Here is an 18,918-nt window from a genome sequence, read left to right on the forward strand (position 1 = left end):
GGGACATTTCTTAATACGTTGGTTACTTTTATAACAGTAATAATTATTTCTTTATTGAAAAGCCTATAGAGTATTATAGAAAAAGATATAAAACTCATAATTTAGCTTAATATTTAAAACTATGCTATATTACATAAATAAAATTCTTTCAAACAATAAGGTACAAGCGGTTATCTTAGGGATAATCGGGCTTGGGATTGTTACTGTTCTCACGTCATATAATATAGACGATCCGTCATTTAACTCGGTCACAACAGAGTACCATAGTAATTTAGTAGGAATTTTTGGCTCTTATTTATCGGATTGTTTATATCAATTTTTTGGGTTGGCTGCTTTTATCATACCGCTTGCTTGTTTTGTTTGGGGGAGAAATTGTTGGTATGGAAGATATCGCGGCTCATTTATCCGTATGTTTGTAATGTTGCTTGCTCTCGTTAGCAGTAGCACATTATTATCTAAGATTAAGCTAGAATTCATACCGGCAAATGCAGGTGGAGCTATCGGAATAATAGCTTCTAATTTTCTTGAGCGATTTACAAATCAACTATACTTACTATTAATATTTTTTACCTTTATTATATTAGTTGTTTTATTTGAAATTAAATTTACTTTTTTAAGTAATTTTATTATTAAGCTAGGGAAATTTTTAATCTATCGGATACAATCTTTTTTACATAATATATTTTCACGATTGTCGTCAATAAGATTATTCCCTACTAAAAACAATGATAAGATAAATATAACTTCTTCTTACCAAAAGTCTGTAAGTGAAAAAGTAAAATTTCCTGAAGAAGCGAGATCCATACCTGCAAATCCTATAAAATTCTTTAGCAAACCTGTTAGCCCTAAAATATCTCAAAGCGAAATAGCAGAATTGCCGCCTATTTCGTTATTACGTGATCCTGAAAAACATCATGTAAAAGGAGCTTCGTCCTCAGAGCTTAAACAAAAGGCTGAAGAGTTATTAACCGTGCTGAATGATTTTGGAGTTAAAGGGCAGATAATTAATATCAATCAAGGACCGGTGGTAACTCAATATGAATTTGAGCCGGCAGCAGGTACGAAAACATCAAGGGTAGTAGGATTATCTGACGATATAGCACGCTCACTATCTGCTTTATCAACAAGGATAGCAGTCATACCCGGCAAAAATGTACTTGGTATTGAGCTTCCTAATAAGCAGCGTGAATTCTTTTGCTTAAAAGAACTTATAGAGACCCCAGAATACCAAGACAAATCAACTTTATTGCCGTTAGTCTTGGGTAAAGATTTAGCAGGTAAGCCGCTGATTGCCGATCTTGCTAAAATGCCTCATTTATTAGTAGCAGGAACCACCGGCTCAGGTAAATCCGTCGGTATTAATGTGATGATTGTGTCGCTCTTATACCGCTATACTCCCGAAGAATGTCGCTTTATCATGATTGATCCGAAAATGCTTGAATTATCGGCTTATGATGGAATACCGCATTTGCTAACTCCTGTGGTAACCGAGCCTTCTAAAGCGGTAGTTGCTCTTAAATGGGCAGTTAAGGAAATGGAAAACCGTTATAGAATGATGAGCAATATCGGTGTTAAGAATATCGCAGGTTATAATGCAAAAATCTTAGAAGCGGTTAAAGAGAATAGGGTAATTGAGCGTTCGATTCAAACTGGTTTTGACCCTGAAACAGGTAAGCCTATTTACAAAACCGTTACAATGAACATGGCAAAACTGCCTTACATAGTGGTTATTGTTGATGAGATGGCTGATTTAATGCTAGTTGCCGGTAAGGATATTGAAATGCTGATTCAAAGGCTTGCTCAGATGGCAAGAGCGGCAGGCATCCATATTATTATGGCAACGCAAAGACCTTCTGTAGACGTTATTACTGGTGTCATTAAAGCCAATTTTCCAAGTCGTATTAGTTTTAAAGTTACCTCTAAAATCGATAGCCGAACGATTTTAGGAGAGCAAGGCTCCGAGCAGTTACTCGGTATGGGTGATATGTTATTTATGGGGAGTACTTCCAAGATAAGTAGGGTACACGGACCGTTTGTTAATGAAGCCGAAATTGAGCAAATTACGGAATATTTGAAAGAGAGCGGTACGCCTGAATATATTTCTGCCGTTACCGAGCAACCTGAAGAAGACGATAGTAGCATTGATATCGGTGACGGCACCTCTGATGAAGTGCTTTACAAAAAAGCTGTGCAGATAGTGCGTGACGAACGCAAATCTTCCATTAGCTATATCCAAAGGTCGCTTAGAATTGGCTATAACAAAGCTGCCAACTTAGTTGAGAAGATGGAGAAAGAGGGAATAGTCTCATCACCGAATCATACAGGTAAAAGAGAGATATTATTGCCTGAGAGGTAGGGTATTTTTTCGTCATGCGCTACGCAGCCGTAGGCGTTGTTGCATGGCTCTTATGTCATTTCTGCAAAAACAGAAATCCAGCATAAAGCGAGCTTTAAATTTCAAAAATTTGGTAGAAACTTTATTTATATAGTAAAGGTGTTGATGCCCAGTACAAAGACCAATTAGGACGTATAGCTCTGCATCATGCTATAAAAGCTAATTGCGGTGAAGAATTAATACAGTTTTTAATTAAACACACTGCGTATATTAATTATCGTGATAAATCAGGTCTAACACCGCTGGCTATGGTGAAGAGTAATCATTGTGTCCCGGCTACAGAATTATTGCTCAAAGCTAATGCTTCTGAATATTATATGTATGATGTGTTATTAAGGTGTTAGGAGAATATGGATACTAAATAGTCATTGCGAGCGGGCATTGTCCGCATGGAGCGATTCCCTTTCCCTGTCATCCCATGGTTTGTCCACGGGATGACACCCAGCAGATTTCTCGAGCCATGCAACAAGGCCAACGTCGCTACGGAATGACAATCTATACATAAAAATATCATCTATGTTATTAATTATAGACATACTAAAAAAGTTGCGTTATAACACTTTTTAAGTGAGTTAATTTTTATTAAGGTTTACATATATGGCGAATATTTCTCCAAAATTATTTCAAAAAGCAATACAACAAGGTCTTAAAGCCGCTTTATTCACCACCTCAACCGCAGCGATAATGCTGAGTAGTAGCGGGGCACTCGGTGTTGCTGCAGGTGTTATTGCTACTAATAATAATGCAATATTTAGTGATAATGTTGGCAATAATAATTGGAATGAGATAACGGCTGCAGGGGTAGCTAATGGTACTCCTGCTGGCGGTCCTCAAAACAATTGGGCATTTACTTACGGTGGTGATTATACTATCACTGCAGATGCAGCTGATCGTATTATTACGGCTATAAATGTTGCGGGTACTACTCCCGTAGGTCTAAATATTGCTCAAAATACCGTTGTTGGTTCGATTATAACGGGAGGTAACTTGTTGCCTGTTACTATTACTGTCGGCAAAAGCTTAACTTTAAACGGTAATAATGCTGTTGCTGCAAATCATGGTTTTGATGCTCCTGCCGATAATTATACAGGTTTAGGAAATATAGCTTTAGGGGGAGCGAATGCTGCACTAATTATACAATCTGCAGCCCCGGCAAAGATAACACTTGCAGGCAATATAAATGGGGGAGGTATAATAACTTTCAAGACAGATGCTGCCATTAACGGAACAATAGGTAATACAAATGCATTAGCAACAGTGAATGTAGGAGCAGGTGTAGCCACGTTAGAGGGAGCGGTTATTAAAGCTACTACGACTAAATTAACGAATGCTGCGTCGGTATTAACCCTTACAAATGCAAATGCAGTATTAACAGGTGCGATTGATAACACCACAGGCGCTGATAATGTAGGTGTCTTAAATTTAAATGGTGCATTAAGTCAAGTAACCGGGAATATAGGTAATACAAATTCATTAGCAACAGTGAATGTAGGAGCAGGTGTAGCCACGTTAGAGGGAGCGGTTATTAAAGCTACTACGACTAAATTAACGAATGCTGCGTCGGTATTAACCCTTACAAATGCAAATGCAGTATTAACAGGTGCGATTGATAACACCACAGGCGCTGATAATGTAGGTGTCTTAAATTTAAATGGTGCATTAAGTCAAGTAACCGGGAATATAGGTAATACAAATGCATTAGCAACAGTGAATGTAGGAGCAGGTGTAGCCACGTTAGAGGGAGCGGTTATTAAAGCTACTACGACTAAATTAACGAATGCTGCGTCGGTATTAACCCTTACAAATGCAAATGCAGTATTAACAGGTGCGATTGATAACACCACAGGCGCTGATAATGTAGGTGTCTTAAATTTAAATGGTGCATTAAGTCAAGTAACCGGGAATATAGGTAATACAAATTCATTAGCAACAGTGAATGTAGGAGCAGGTTTGCTACAAGTACAAGGCGGAGTGGTAAAATCGAATGCAATAAACTTAACGGATAATGCGTCAGCAGTGACATTTACGAATCCTGTAGTGGTGACCGGAGCGATAGATAATACCGGTAATGCAAATAATGGTATAGTAACGTTTACCGGTAATAGTACAGTAACTGGCAATATAGGTAATACAAATGCATTAGCAACAGTGAATGTAGGAGCAGGTTTGCTACAAGTACAAGGCGGAGTGGTAAAATCGAATGCAATAAACTTAACGGATAATGCGTCAGCAGTGACATTTACGAATCCTGTAGTGGTGACCGGAGCGATAGATAATACCGGTAATGCAAATAATGGTATAGCGACGTTTACCGGTAATAGCACAGTAACTGGCAATATAGGTAATACAAATGCATTAGCAACAGTGAATGTAGGAGCAGGTTTGCTACAAGTACAAGGCGGAGTGGTAAAATCGAATGCAATAAACTTAACGGATAATGCGTCAGCAGTGACATTTACGAATCCTGTAGTGGTGACCGGAGCGATAGATAATACCGGTAATGCAAATAATGGTATAGTAACGTTTACCGGTAATAGCACAGTAACTGGCAATATAGGTAATACAAATGCATTAGCAACAGTGAATTTAGGAGCAGGTATAACATTACACGCTGGAGGAAGTCTAGATGCGAATAATATAGATTTTGGAGCCAGGAGTACTTTAGAGTTTAACGGACCTCTTGATGGTGGTGGTATCCCTTATTATTTTAAAGGAGCTATAGCAAACGGCAATAATGCTATATTAAATGTTAATACAAAGTTACTTACGGCATATCATTTAACTATAGGAACAGTTGCAGAAATCAATATTGGAGCCGGTAATATTTTTGCAATTGATGCAAGTGCTGGTGATGTTACTATATTAAATGCTCAAGATATTCATTTTAGAGCTCTAGATTCTACTTTAGTACTTTCTAACTTAACCGGAGTCGGAGTAAATAATATATTATTAGCAGCTGATTTAGTAGCTCCCGGTGCTGGTGAAGGTACGGTAATCTTTAATGGTGGGGTTAATGGTCTGCATATTGGGAGTAATGTAGCAGGTACCGCTAGAAATATCGGTGATGGAGGCGGTAATAAATTTAACGCTTTACTTATTTATAATGCCGTTACAATAACTGACGATGTAAATTTAGAAGGTATACAGAACGTGCTTATTAACAATAATGCAGATTTTACTAGTAGTACAGCATTTAATGCTGGTGTTATACAAATACAAAATGCTACTTATACGATTGATGCAAATAATGGTAATTTAAATATACCGGCAGGAAATATTCAATTTGCACATGCGGATGCTCAATTAATATTACAAAATAGTTCAGGAAACGACCGTACGATCACACTAGGTGCGAATATAGACCCTGATAATGACGATGAGGGTATAGTAATATTAAATTCTGTAACTGCAGGAAAAAAATTAACGATAGCCGGAGGCAAGACGTTTGGTGGAGCTCATAAGTTACAAACTATAGTTTTCAAAGGAGCGGGAGATTGTGGCACGGCAGGTACCACTTTTAATACAAAAAATATAGTGCTTGATATTACAGGTCAATTAGAACTTGGAGCTACTACGGCAAATGTAGTTTTATTTAAGGATGCTGTTCAATTAACTCAAACCGGTAATATTGGAGGTTTCTTAGATTTTAATGCAAAAAACGGTACGGTAACATTAAATAACAATGTAAATGTTGCGGGAACAGTCCAAAATACCGGTGGTACTAATAACGGTACGTTAATAGTTTTAGGTGCAAGTAATCTTAATAGAGTAAACGGGATTGCTATGTTAAAAGTAGGTGCAGGAAATGTAACTATTGCCAAAGGCGGTAACGTTAAAATCGGCGAAATCCAAGGTACAGGTACAAATACTTTAACATTACCTGCACACTTTAACTTAACAGGCAGCATAAATAAAACCGGTGGTCAGGCTCTGAAGCTAAACTTCATGAATGGCGGTAGTGTTAGCGGTGTTGTAGGGACTGCGGCTAATTCGGTTGGTGATATCACAACGGCAGGTGCTACAAGTTTTGCAAGCAGTGTTAACGCAAAAGGTACCGCGAAACTTGGCGGTACTACAAGTTTTGCCCATACATTCACTAATACAGGTGCGGTTACTTTAGCCAAAGGTTCTATCACTAGTTTTGCTAAAAATATAACGGCTACCAGCTTTGTAGCTAACAGTGCTACTATTAATTTCGGCAATAGCCTAGCCTTTAATAGTAATATAACAGGTAGCGGTACTACACTTACTTTAGGTGCAAATCAAGTAACATATACTGGTACCGGTAGCTTTACCGATACGCTAACCTTAAATACTACTTTTGACGGAGCAGCTAAGTCAGGTGGTAATATCTTAATTAAATCAGGTAGTACTCTTGATTTATCAGGGGTTTCAACTTTAGCACTTGTTGTTACTGCTACTAATTTCGACATGAATAATATAAGCCCAGATACAAAATATACGGTAATATCTGCAGAAGCAGCAGGTGGTTTAAAGCCTACTCCTAAAGAGAATGTTAAAATAACTATTAATAATGACAACCGTTTTGTTGACTTTACTTTTGATGCATCGACTTTAACGTTATTTGCAAAGGATATAGCTGCAGATGTTATAGATAAAGATTTTGCACCGGGTGGACCGCTTGCAAATATCCCAAATGCTGCAAATATAAAGAAATCGCTTGAGTTAATGGAGGATGCTCCCAATGGTTCAGATGCACGTCAAGCTTTCAATAACTTTGGTCTAATGACACCGCTACAGGAAGCAGATGCTACAACTCATCTCATGCAAGATGTTGTAAAACCTAGCGACACTATAGCTGCCGTTAATAATCAAGTTGTAGCGAGTAATATATCAAGTAATATAACTGCTCTAAATGCTAGAATGGATAAAGTACAAGCAGGGAATAAAGGTCCTGTTTCTTCTGGTGATGAAGATATGGATGCTAAGTTTGGTGCGTGGATAAGCCCGTTTGTCGGTAATGCAACGCAGAAGATGTGTAACAGTATAAGTGGTTATAAGTCTGATACAACTGGTGGCACTATAGGTTTTGACGGCTTCGTTAGCGATGATCTAGTACTCGGACTTGCATATACAAGAGCCGATACTGACATTAAGCTAAAAAATAATAAAACGGGCGATAAGAATAAGGTAGAGAGCAACATCTATTCTTTATACGGTTTATATAGTGTACCTTATGAAAATCTCTTCGTTGAAGCTATAGCATCTTACTCAGATAATAAGATAAGAAGCAAATCAAGACGTGTTATTGCAACGACACTAGAGACTGTCGGTTATCAAACTGCAAACGGTAAGTATAAATCCGAAAGCTATACAGGTCAGTTAATGGCTGGTTATACCTATATGATGCCTGAGAACATTAACTTAACACCGTTAGTTGGGCTTAGATATTCGACTATCAAAGATAAGGGCTATAAGGAAACCGGTACTACTTACCAAAATCTTACCGTTAAAGGCAAGAACTATAATACTTTCGACGGTTTACTCGGTGCTAAAGTATCAAGTAATATCAATGTCAATGAAATAGTGCTAACACCTGAGCTTTACGCAATGGTCGATTATGCATTCAAGAATAAAGTTTCGGCGATTGATGCAAGATTACAAGGTATGACTGCTCCTCTTCCAACCAACAGCTTTAAGCAAAGCAAAACAAGTTTTGATGTTGGTGTTGGTGTTACTGCTAAGTATAAAATGATGGAATACGGGATTAACTACGATACCAATATCGGAAGTAAGTATTTCGCTCAGCAAGGTAGTGTAAAAGTTCGTGTTAATTTTTAATTAACCGTTCTATAATCATAAAAAAAGCCTATATAGTTTGACTATATAGGCTTTTTTGCTTTATAATGTAGTTTTGAGAGGCGTCATTGCGAGGAGCGAAGCAACGTGGCAATCTCGTCAAATATCCTGAGATTGCTTCGTCACTTACTTCGTAATTTCCTTGCAATGAAGATAAAAACTTAAATAAAAAATTATGTTAGATAATATTAGAAAAACTGCCGATAGTTTTATAATGCGGGTTTTATTCGCAATGATAGCTTTTGCTTTTGTCGGCTTTGGTATTAAAGATGTATTAAATGGAAGAAGAAGCGGCGATATTGTTACTTTTTCTCATGTGAAAAATATCTCCCAGGAAGATTTTTTGAGAGCAAAATCTTTAGAAATTAATGTTATAAGTAAGCAAACGGGAACAAGTTTAACGGATGAAGAAATAGCACAGTTAAATATTGATAACCGAATCCTAAAAAGGCTTGTTTACGATAATGTCTTAGATTATTTAGTGAGTTATTATGACTTAGATCTAAGTGATGATACAGTTAAAATTTTAGTTAAAGAATCACCGGTTTTTAAAAATGAGCAAGGTGTTTTCAATATAAAAATTTTTAAAACTTATTTTAGAAATTCTTATATGGATGAAGAAAAATATTTATTAAACTTCAAAGAAAAAGCTCTAAAAAATATTTTTGTTGGTACTTTTATAAAAAGTTTCTATGTTCCTAAAGCTATGATTGACAATATAGTAGATTATATGGCTGAAAAAAGAGAAGTAGAATTAATACAAATAGATTTACAAAATAAACCGAAAGATTTACAAATCCCTACTCCTACCGGTCAGCAATTAAAGGATTTTTACCAAGATAATAAAACCGCGTTTGAGGTACCTGAGAAACGCAGCTTTTCTTATATTAAAGCTAATATTAAGGATTTAAAAGTCTCAGTTACTCAAGATGAGTTGTTAGAATTTTATAATGAAAATAAAGATGAATTTGGTGATCAAAGTTTTGAAGCGGTACAAAAACAATTACATGATTTATTAAAGGCTCAAAAAATCGACATACTTAATATGGAGTTTGCTAAAAAGCTGGAAGATGAGACGGCAGCTGGTTCTAGCTTAGTTGAAATTGCCGAAAAATATAAGCTACCGATACAAAACGTTAACTATATCAGTTATGCAGAGCTTATTGAAGATAAAATAATTGCTGAAAGTGCCGATAGTATTTTTGAGCTTTCGGAAGGTGAATTATCTTATCCTATAGAAACAGAGGATAAAAGCTATCTTATATTGGTAGAATTAAAATCTATTCAGCCGGCAAAAATACCTGAATTTGATGCTATTAAAGAGCAGGTAAATAAAGCTTGGATAAAGTGGAATATTGCAGATGTAAACTTAAAAATTATCAAGGATTTAGCAAAGGAATATAATTCAGATCAAGAGAACATAAAAGAGCTTAAAGCTACCGGAATAAAAATAAGCAAAAAAAGCTATATTAGATCCGAAATGGAAAATGATCTAACACTAACTCCTGAAATATTATTATCAATTTTTAATACTACAATAGGAAGTAATACGCCTGTATTTCAAGTAGGTGATGAAGTATATTTTGCACATATTAAATCTAGCAGTATCGATGAATTAACAGCTAAAAATATTCATGTCAATTCAGAAAAAAATATAATATATAATATTAAAAATTCTGTAATTGACGAGCTAATTAACTACACAATTATTCAGAATGATATGCAGGTAAAAGCTAATTTTAGTAAGTAGCGAAATCCATCAGGTCATACCGTATCGTCATTGCAAGGAAATTACGAAGTAATTGACTAAGCAATCTCAGGATATTTAATGAGATTGCCACGCAGCCTATGGCTGCTCGCAATGACGATAAAATAAGCCGCACATTATAAAAAAAAACTATGAGCTTTAAAGATTTACCGGAGTTTTTAAAATTTTTAGAAAAAAATGGTGAGTTAAAGCGTATTGCTCTTGAGGTTAAAACTGACTTAGAAATTACTGAAATTAGTAGAAGAGTATTAGCACAAGGCGGACCTGCATTACTTTTTGAAAATGTTATAAAAGTCGACGGCATTAAGTCCGACATACCTGTTCTAACTAATCTTTATGCTAGTATAAATCGTATTTGTATGGGGCTTAAACTTAAGTCACCCAAAGAATTAAGAGAACTTGGCGTTTTACTAGCATTCCTTAAACAGCCGCAACCACCCGCATCTTTTAAAGAAACATTGTCAATGTTACCGCTTGCTAAGCGTATATTTGCTATGTCTCCTAAAACCTTATCAAAAGCAGCTTGTCATGAAATCGTCATTGACAAACCGAATATTAATATATTGCCGATCCAAAGATGTTGGCCGGATGATATTTCGCCTTTAATTACTTGGGGTATAGTATTTACTAAAGGTCCAACAAAAGATAAAATCGATAATTACAACCTTGGCATATATAGAATGCAGGTTATTTCAGAAAATAAGCTATTGATGCGTTGGTTAAAGTTACGGGGGGGAGCAGAGCATCATAAACGTTGGAAAGAAGCAAAAAAAGAACCTTTTCCTACTGCTATCGTTATCGGGGCAAATCCAGCGGTAACTTTGGCAGCAGTTATGCCGATACCTGAGAATATCTCGGAGTATAATTTTGCTGGTTTACTCGGTAATAAAAAAGTAGAGTTGGTACAATGCAAAACTATTGACCTCAAAGTACCTGCACATAGTGAAATAGTTCTGGAAGGCTATGTAAGTTTAGAGGAGTATTTGCCTGAAGGTCCTTTTGGGGATCACACCGGATATTATAATGATGTTGAGGAATTTCCTGTATTTACGGTTACCGCAATAACGATGAAGAAAAATCCAGTATATTTAAGCACCTATACAGGAGAACCGCCTGATGAGCCATCAATCTTAGGTGAAGCATTAAATGAAATTTTTATTCCTATATTACAGCAACAATTTCCGGAAATAGTCGATTTTTGGCTTCCACCTGAAGGTTGTTCATATAGAGTTGCGGTAGTATCGATTAAAAAATCCTATCCCGGTCATGCTAAAAGAATAATGCTTGGGATTTGGTCTTACTTACGGCACTTTATGTATAGTAAGTTTATTATAGTTGTAGATGACGATATTGATGTTCGTAATTGGCAAGAAGTAATTTGGGCAATAGCAACAAGAAGCGACCCAAGGCGTGATACGAGCTTTATAGATAATTCCCCGATAGATTATTTGGATTTTGCATCTCCTGAGTCAGGCCTTGGTAGTAAAATGGGAATAGATGCAACCGATAAAATATACCCTGAGACAAATAGAAAATGGGGTAAAAAAATAGAAATGAGTCAGGAAGTTATCGACAAGGTTAATAGTATGTGGAATAGTTTAAAGATATAAGATATACTCGTTTAATTTGAAAAATTGGCGTCGTTGTTTCATATTTTTTGATCCTCACGTAGGGCTAATGATTTAATTTGGACGTTTTTTGTCAATAATTACTTACTCGGTAAAAAACGATGCCTTTTGATTTGCTATATTGGAATGCGGATTCTACTAATTTGCTGGCAAAAATGTATGAGGAATATTTACAAAATACATATTGCAATAACTTGCTAAAAGAGTCTAATAATTTAGAGGTACTCTGAACAAAAATAGATCTTGGAAAAGTTAATTGTAATTCTTTTTTCGTAGCCGCAAAAGAAGATCATATAACTCCATGGCGTTCAATATATGATGGAGTAAAATTATTAAACGGACATAAGATTTTTTGTCTCACGGATTCAGGGCATGTAGCAGTTGTAGTTAATCCTCCCGCTAGTGCTAAATATAATTATCGGTTTAATGACGACTTAAGTTTAAGTAGTCATGAGTGGCTTATGAAAGCTACGGAATATCAAGGCTCATGGTGGAATTATTGGCTTAATTGGCTTATAAAAAATAATGATAATAAGCTAGTAGATTCTTTAGATTATCAGAATCTAGAGGTTATTGAAGAAGCTCCAGGAAGTTACGTAAGGAAGTAGGTGTTGTTTGTGGGGATACTAAATCGTCATTGCGAGCAGCCATAGGCTGCATGGCAATCTCATGAGATTTTGCTTCGTCAATTACTTTGTACTTTTCCTCGCAATGACGGAAAAGCCGATCTATGCAATGCCTAAAATATAAATAAGTCATGAAGAGAAAAAATAATAAATTTATAGAAATATCTATTGCCTTTATTTTGGGAATTGCTTTAGGTCTTTATGGACAGAATCCGGGTTATTTTATTAATTTAATAAGTCAAAAATCATTAGCTTTATCTGCTCTGCAAATAAAGCATTACAATATTTCAGAACTTTCAAGAGGTAAAGTTAGTACATGTTTTACTCCGCCTGCCGGTTGTACTAAGTTTATAGCCAATCAGATAGATAAAGCTGAAGAATCTATTTATATGCAGGCATACGGTATGAGCGATGCGTTAATTACTACTGCACTTATTAATGCACAAGCGCGAGGAGTAAAGGTTAGAATATTGCTTGATCGTAGTAATTTAAAGCAAAAATTTTCTAAATTACATGAATTACAACGAGCAAAAATTGATGTAGATATAGATAAAGTACCGGGAATCGCTCATAATAAAGTTATAATTATTGATAAAAAGAAAGTAATAACCGGTTCGTTTAATTTCACGGCTGCTGCCGATAAACGTAATGCTGAAAATGTAATTATTATAGAAGATCAGGAGCTAGCAGAATCTTATTTACAAAATTGGTTAAACAGAAAGGCGAGCAACTGAGAGGAGATTCCCACTATGTCATTCTTGCGAAAGCAGGAATCTAGTAGCTAAAAGATATAAATAGATTTTAAACATTTTTGATGACATTCACTAGCTTGTTTGAAATCTTTAGAAGTTGCTGCTTCTTTAGTAGTATTCAAAATAGTATTAACATTATTTTGTATAATTTCGGAATTTTTCTTAAGCAAAGATTGCATGCTTTCTGTAGCAATTTGGTTAGTTATTAAAAGAATATTCATAGCTCTTTGCATTGTATTTGTGATAGATGCAAGATCTACACTAGGGATATTTTTCATAGAACTCATATAAAATTCTGGATTCATATAGGATTTCATTAAAAATTGTGTATTATTTCACATTATTCATTATCCTAAAAAATTTTTTGTGTTTTATATGTAAACATAAACCCTCAATTCATGCTCACATTTATAAAATTATGAGTCAATAATTGTTAGCATTAAGAATAATATTAAAAATAGTTAAGTTTTTATAAATGTTAGATACATCAATTCAAGCATTAATAAATAAGTGGCAAAAATACCTCGTTTTGCAAAGAAATTACTCTAATCATACAGTAATTTCTTATAATAATGACCTTAAGCATTTTCTTGAGTTTATGAATTATTATAATTCAGAGCTTGTAACGATAAATCATATTAAAACCGCAGATATCAGATTAATCCGAAGTTGGCTTGCAAAACGTAACTGTGATAATTTTACCGCTTCTTCAATTTCACGTGGTTTATCTGCAGTAAAAAATTTTTATAGGTTTTTAGAGAAAACAACACAATTAAATAGTCATATAATTTTTTCTATAAAATCTCCTAAAAAGACTAAATTGTTACCAAAAGCTTTATCGGAAGATGATGTAGTAATATCACTTGAACATATTGAAGAATACGGGAATGTTAAGTGGGTAGAACTTAGAAATAAAGCCCTACTTGTCCTTATATATGCTTCAGGTCTACGTATATCGGAAGCATTATCAATTACGAAACTTCATCTACAAAATCTAGAATTTATAAGAATAATAGGTAAAGGTAGTAAAGAAAGAATAATTCCGTGGTTACCGATTGCTAAAAATTTAATTACCCAATATTTAGAAATATTGCCGTATAAGTTAGGTGATAATGAACCCATATTTAGAGGAAAGCAGGGTAAGAAATTGCAACCACCGGTATTTAATCGTGAATTAATTAAATTAAAGCATTTTTATGGTTTACCGCAGCATTTAACTGCTCATTCATTTAGACATAGTTTTGCTTCACATTTGCTTGAGCATGGTGCAGATTTACGCTCTCTTCAAGAACTATTAGGTCATAAAAGTCTATCTACTACACAAAACTATACTAAAACAAGTATAAAGCATTTAGAAGCTGTATATACTAACGCATATCCAATTAAAAAATAAAATATATTAATATTCATAATCTTCTTGCATTAATTTTAAGTTATATATTATTTTAAAAACTTTATAAACATAATATATTAAAGTTAATATTGAGATATTAATATGCTAGAAACACCTAAATTACCTATGGGATATAAACCTTCTCAAGATGAAGAATATATGTGTCCTAATCACCTAGAATATTTTAGACAAAAACTTTTAAGATGGAAAGAGGATTTATTAAAGGAATCTCAAGAGACTTTAAATCATTTAAAGGAAGCAAATTTAAAAGAATCCGATCTTAACGATTGTGCTACTCATGAAACAGAAAGAGCTTTTGAGCTTCGTAGTAGAAATAGATATTGTAAATTAATGAGTAAAATAGAAGAAGCATTATCACGTATTAAAAATGGAGAATATGGTTACTGTGAAGAAACAGGCGACCCAATAGGTATAAAAAGATTAGAAGCACGACCTATTGCTGCATTATGTATTGAAGCTCAAGAGCGTCATGAAAATTATGAGAGAAGTCATTTGGATGAGCCTGGGAATTAAGTAGCTAGGTAATTTATGTGCGTGGATCACAAGAATCCAAAAACATTTAATGCCACCCCGTGGCTTGACCACGGGGTCTAGAAAGAAAAACAAATTATTATATTAATAATTTTAGTATTTTTAACTAGATTCCGTGATCAAGTCGCGGAATGACAATAATTCATTTTTGCAGGCATGATACTTGAACATCTAAAACCTAAAGAAGTTAGAGCATTTACTGTTTCAAATAAAGGTAATCCCATAACATTTGAATATGAGCCGGAAATAAATGAGATAAAAGCTTCTGCATAACCGGAAATTTTACATCCGCCGACTTTATCTATTCCCTCATCCAAAGAACAATAAAAATTAATCTCTTCATCACTTAATTTTTTGAACTTAACAATAGTCTGAACTATTTTTTGTCTAACTGTAAGCTGATCATTCTCTTTTTTGATAATACATAAACCGGTATAGACACGATGACGACGCCCGGATAACATCTTAATACAATTCTTGACTTCTTCATAAGTAGTAGCTTTCGGCAATATTCTTCTACCTACTGCCGCTACGGTATCGGCAGCTATAATTATAGCTGATTCCTCTATTTGAGGTGCAATTTTTATAGCTTTTTCGTAAGCAAGTCTTATGGCTAAGGGAGTGGGTAATTCACGCAAATTAGGTGTTTCGTCTATATCTGCCGGAATAATTTGTGAAGGGATAATTTTGATTCTGTTTAGTAACTCAATTCTTGCAGGAGAGTTTGATGCTAATATAATCGGTAGGTTTTTTCTGTTCTGCTTCATACTTATAAAGACTAGTGACGATGAATCACACGCCCCTTAGTTAAATCATAAGGAGTCATTTCTACCATAACTTTATCTCCTAGTAATATTCTGATACGATTTTTACGCATCCTACCGGAAGTATGAGCAATAATTACATGATCATTCTCAAGCTTTACTCTGAAAGTAGCATTAGGTAAAAGTTCAAGTACTGTACCTGTAAACTGAATGAGGTCATCGTTTGACATTATAATTTATGTTTTTATGGTCGGGGCGGAGAGATTCGAACTCCCGACCCTCTGGTCCCAAACCAGATGCGCTACCAGGCTGCGCTACGCCCCGATAATTAATTATGTCTATACTATATACTCTATTATTCGTAGCAAATCAATTTGTTTATATAAAAATTTATAGATTTTACCTAGAAAAAGTGGTTTTGTTAGGTTCTAAGCGTCATTGTATTAGTCCTGCGGCTTTGTTGTATGGCCCTTATGTTCATACCCGTGGAAGCGGGAATCCAGTCTTTTTTGCTGTTATACTGTGACTTGACCCCGATCTTGTATAACAGACTGTGTCCTGAGATCCCGCAATCAAGTTGCGGGATGACAAAGATTACTGGATTCCTGTTTTCGTAGGAATGACATAAGAGGTACAAAAATTAATAAAGTTTTGCGGTTTTCACTAAGAAGCTAAAATAGATAGGTTTTACCATTGTATTTCTTAAGTTTTATATACGATTTACCGAATTTCTATAAAGAGTACATAAAGTTTAATTTATTTTAAACAAGAAAAAGTAACCATAAGTTACTTTTCTATATAGAAAATACCTTCTTTATAAGTATTTTTTATAGATATTTTTAGTATTAATTGATGTTTTTCAATTAAAAGTAATATGTTATTTATATAACAAAATCATAAGTTAGAAAAATTAAGCCCAAATTTAGGAGATATTATTTCAAGTCAACGATAAAAAATTTAATAAAAAAAGGCATGTTTACATCAATTGCGGCATTGATGCTTGCTAGCACTAGTTAGTGCCCTTGGTATTGCTAACCGAATCGTAACAGTAGGAGGTGGCTCAGTAGCTGATGGTAGTGCTTTTGGCGGAGGAGCATATGTACCAGGTTCATTTGTAACCCTTGGCGAAGTAAATAATTTTACTGCAGATGTGCCAGCAATGCCTGCTATATATTGAGATACCTTTAATAATGCAACAATGACTGTGCCAAATAACATATTTTGGACCGGTTATACCTGTTGATCTTACTAAAGAAAATGTCGGGCGTGTTGTAGATGTCCCTAACGCTATAAACATCACTTTAACAGGTACGCCAGTTACAAATGCACAAGCACTTGCAGTGGTTTCTCCTTTTGCTCCAGGACCAGGAGAAGCACCAGGGAATACTTACTATTTTAACAGCTTTAATTTTAACGATTTAGCTAGTACTTTGATTTTTCAGGCTACATCACTTTTTCCTTCTACTGGTGATAATAGAATCGCCTTTATCTCAGGTCCAGGTAGTATAGTAACTTCTGTTCAAGGCCAGGCAGATCTTACATTACAGATTGACACTGACTTTCAATTTAAACATCCAAGTTGGATTAAGGCAAAAACTTTTAATATTGCAAATAATAAGCTACTTAATTTTGCTACTGATACTTCACCAGCCGCAGGTCTTTACGTTAATGAAGTTATGGATATACAACCTATAGACATAGTATCAAGTGCTGCGGCCAAAATGCTACTTATGACGTAAGTAATGAATCGCCAAATGCTGCAGAATTTGTGGCTAGCTTCAACCTAGTTCCAGCAAATGATGTAGATGGTCAATTAAGAGTACACGTGGCTTCCGGTAGCCGAGAAATTGCACTTAATGCAGGTAGCGGTAATGGAACAGGAGGGACAATAAGGCTTAACAAATTTTTAACCGATGGGATAGGAGCTCCTCTAAATCATACTCCAGCTACAATTACAGGAACCATCTTTGCCCAAACTATTCAGATAGGGCACCAGTATCAGCCTATTAATATAAGAGTAGACACGCCGTATGGTGTGGATTGGATACCGGCGCGGGAGGATTAGTACAATTTACGCAGAACTCGTTAGTACGATTTCAGCAAGATGTAATTTCTGATATAGATTTTAACGGTACGGCCGCACAAGTAACAATCGCTGATGGTAAGAATGTTGGTGGGGCTACCGGTGGTAATATAGATAATAAATTAGGAGGAGGTGTTAAATTTTGTCGGTAATAGTACGGTTATCGGTAATGTAGGAGCTACAAATCCGGTTAATATATTAAAATGTTCAAGGAAATAATGCCGGTACAATAAACCTTGCTGCGGGCGGTAATTTAGCGGCAGTAACAAGTAGCGGAGGTGTTAACGGCATTGTTAATGTTTTAGGAGTAGGTATGCTTGGACCTGTAACAGGTATTGTGGCTTTGAATCTTAACGGAGCAGGGAATGTTATGATAGTCGGAGCATCTAGTGCAACTACTCTTACCATAAATAATGCAGGTGTGGTAGCTACAGCTGCGGGTGGTTTTACCAGTAATGCTGCGGTCGGAGTAGGCCAACTTACAACAAATACTATGGGTAATGTTACTGTCGGAACAGGAACATATACAGGCAATATTACCGGTAATGCAACTTTTGGCGGGGCCGGAGAACTATTAACACAACAGTTATTACAGGACAGACTGATTTTAAAGGGTCTGCAGGTACGGTTAACGTTAATGATACCGGTACTTTAGCAGCAGTGACAAGTAGTGCAGCAACTAACAGTAATTTAGTATTTTTAGGAGGCGGTAACGTTACCGGAGTCATAAATAATATTGGAGCAATTACTGTTAATGCAGCGGGTAATAAAACGGTTATCTTGCAAAAAAGTGTATCCGCTACTTCTTTAACACTTGGTAACAATGCTGTGGCGAATTTACAAGACTCGCTTACAAAAAGCGGTAACGTGGATTTTACCAATGGCGGTGTTTTAGAGTTTTCGGGAGCAAATCCTGCAGGTTATTTACTTAACAGCCAAATCAAAAACGGGAACACAGGAACATTAAACGTTTATACTACCGGTACTACTTTAACGGCTACTGATTCAAGTATAGGTATGGTAAACACAATTAATATCGGGCAGGGAAATGCAGTCGCGGCATTTACGATAGATGTATCTAACAAGGCTTTAACGCTAGGAAGTGATATTAATTTGAATTAAATCCGTATTTGGTTT

18 protein-coding genes and 1 tRNA gene are annotated in these 18,918 nt (G+C 35.4%); 15 read left to right on the top strand and 4 right to left on the bottom strand.

From position 1 onward, the window contains the following. The first annotated feature begins 121 nt into the window (after positions 1 to 121). The 7 genes from RSIB_RS02230 (at position 122) to pld (ending at position 12,971) form a co-directional block, all read left to right on the top strand. Entirely contained in the window at positions 122 to 2,356 is a 2,235-nt protein-coding gene (locus tag RSIB_RS02230) for a DNA translocase FtsK (RefSeq protein WP_016728389.1), read from the top strand. A gap of 179 nt (positions 2,357 to 2,535) precedes the next feature. Beyond that, the gene (locus tag RSIB_RS07965; protein WP_237737643.1) at positions 2,536 to 2,739 is read left to right on the top strand and encodes an ankyrin repeat domain-containing protein; all 204 of its coding nucleotides are present in this window, start codon (positions 2,536 to 2,538) and stop codon (positions 2,737 to 2,739) included. Positions 2,740 to 2,992: 253 nt separating this feature from the next. Next, the gene (locus RSIB_RS02225; protein ID WP_004997237.1) at positions 2,993 to 8,197 is read left to right on the top strand and encodes an autotransporter outer membrane beta-barrel domain-containing protein; all 5,205 of its coding nucleotides are present in this window, start codon (positions 2,993 to 2,995) and stop codon (positions 8,195 to 8,197) included. 193 nt (positions 8,198 to 8,390) lie between these two features. After that, the gene (locus RSIB_RS02220) at positions 8,391 to 9,965 is read left to right on the top strand and encodes a SurA N-terminal domain-containing protein (protein ID WP_004997239.1); all 1,575 of its coding nucleotides are present in this window, start codon (positions 8,391 to 8,393) and stop codon (positions 9,963 to 9,965) included. A 149-nt stretch (positions 9,966 to 10,114) separates the two neighbouring features. After that, positions 10,115 to 11,593: a UbiD family decarboxylase gene (locus RSIB_RS02215; RefSeq protein WP_004997240.1), complete on the top strand. Its 1,479-nt coding sequence runs from the start codon at positions 10,115 to 10,117 to the stop codon at positions 11,591 to 11,593. 479 nt (positions 11,594 to 12,072) lie between these two features. Then, the gene (locus tag RSIB_RS08715) at positions 12,073 to 12,219 is read left to right on the top strand and encodes a hypothetical protein (protein WP_016728385.1); all 147 of its coding nucleotides are present in this window, start codon (positions 12,073 to 12,075) and stop codon (positions 12,217 to 12,219) included. Positions 12,220 to 12,368: 149 nt separating this feature from the next. After that, positions 12,369 to 12,971, top strand: coding sequence for a phospholipase D (pld, locus tag RSIB_RS02210; protein WP_004997242.1), 603 nt, complete (start codon positions 12,369 to 12,371; stop codon positions 12,969 to 12,971). 47 nt (positions 12,972 to 13,018) lie between these two features. On the opposite strand, the gene RSIB_RS02205 is transcribed toward pld, so the two are convergent. Next, positions 13,019 to 13,294: a phasin family protein gene (locus RSIB_RS02205; protein ID WP_014411110.1), complete on the bottom strand. Its 276-nt coding sequence runs from the start codon at positions 13,292 to 13,294 to the stop codon at positions 13,019 to 13,021. Between the two features lie 170 nt (positions 13,295 to 13,464). Between RSIB_RS02205 and RSIB_RS02200 the strand changes: the two genes are divergently transcribed. Together RSIB_RS02200 and dksA are read left to right on the top strand one after the other, a co-directional pair. Continuing rightward, positions 13,465 to 14,382, top strand: coding sequence for a tyrosine recombinase XerC (locus RSIB_RS02200; RefSeq protein ID WP_004997248.1), 918 nt, complete (start codon positions 13,465 to 13,467; stop codon positions 14,380 to 14,382). Positions 14,383 to 14,484: 102 nt separating this feature from the next. Further along, complete coding sequence (gene dksA, locus RSIB_RS02195; protein WP_004997250.1) at positions 14,485 to 14,916, top strand: RNA polymerase-binding protein DksA; 432 nt, start codon at positions 14,485 to 14,487, stop codon at positions 14,914 to 14,916. A 137-nt stretch (positions 14,917 to 15,053) separates the two neighbouring features. Here the strand turns inward: dksA and RSIB_RS02190 are convergent, their stop codons facing one another. The 3 genes from RSIB_RS02190 to RSIB_RS06210 all read right to left on the bottom strand — a co-directional run bounded on the left by RSIB_RS02190 (position 15,054) and on the right by RSIB_RS06210 (position 16,022). Beyond that, the gene (locus tag RSIB_RS02190; protein WP_004997252.1) at positions 15,054 to 15,701 is read right to left on the bottom strand and encodes a Maf family protein; all 648 of its coding nucleotides are present in this window, start codon (positions 15,699 to 15,701) and stop codon (positions 15,054 to 15,056) included. Positions 15,702 to 15,712: 11 nt separating this feature from the next. Beyond that, positions 15,713 to 15,928, bottom strand: a complete 216-nt coding sequence (infA, locus tag RSIB_RS02185) for a translation initiation factor IF-1 (protein WP_004997254.1) — start codon at positions 15,926 to 15,928, stop codon at positions 15,713 to 15,715. A 17-nt stretch (positions 15,929 to 15,945) separates the two neighbouring features. Beyond that, positions 15,946 to 16,022 (bottom strand) — tRNA-Pro (locus RSIB_RS06210). 676 nt (positions 16,023 to 16,698) lie between these two features. Between RSIB_RS06210 and RSIB_RS02180 the strand changes: the two genes are divergently transcribed. From RSIB_RS02180 to RSIB_RS02155, 6 genes are all read left to right on the top strand, one after another. Next, entirely contained in the window at positions 16,699 to 16,875 is a 177-nt protein-coding gene (locus tag RSIB_RS02180; protein WP_004997256.1) for a hypothetical protein, read from the top strand. A 163-nt stretch (positions 16,876 to 17,038) separates the two neighbouring features. Beyond that, positions 17,039 to 17,437, top strand: a complete 399-nt coding sequence (locus tag RSIB_RS02175) for a hypothetical protein (RefSeq protein ID WP_004997258.1) — start codon at positions 17,039 to 17,041, stop codon at positions 17,435 to 17,437. A gap of 29 nt (positions 17,438 to 17,466) precedes the next feature. Then, entirely contained in the window at positions 17,467 to 17,763 is a 297-nt protein-coding gene (locus RSIB_RS02170) for a hypothetical protein (RefSeq protein WP_004997260.1), read from the top strand. Beyond that, positions 17,739 to 17,933 carry a hypothetical protein gene (locus RSIB_RS02165; RefSeq protein ID WP_004997262.1) on the top strand — a complete coding sequence of 65 codons (195 nt, stop codon included), beginning with the start codon at positions 17,739 to 17,741 and terminating at the stop codon, positions 17,931 to 17,933. The genes RSIB_RS02170 and RSIB_RS02165 overlap by 25 nt, the downstream gene beginning before the upstream one ends. A gap of 161 nt (positions 17,934 to 18,094) precedes the next feature. Further along, positions 18,095 to 18,436, top strand: coding sequence for a hypothetical protein (locus tag RSIB_RS02160; protein ID WP_004997264.1), 342 nt, complete (start codon positions 18,095 to 18,097; stop codon positions 18,434 to 18,436). A gap of 5 nt (positions 18,437 to 18,441) precedes the next feature. After that, the gene (locus RSIB_RS02155) at positions 18,442 to 18,903 is read left to right on the top strand and encodes a hypothetical protein (protein ID WP_004997266.1); all 462 of its coding nucleotides are present in this window, start codon (positions 18,442 to 18,444) and stop codon (positions 18,901 to 18,903) included. Positions 18,904 to 18,918 lie beyond the last annotated feature (15 nt).

Origin of the sequence: Rickettsia sibirica 246, from assembly GCF_000166935.1 — a bacterium.
Lineage (GTDB): Bacteria > Pseudomonadota > Alphaproteobacteria > Rickettsiales > Rickettsiaceae > Rickettsia > Rickettsia rickettsii.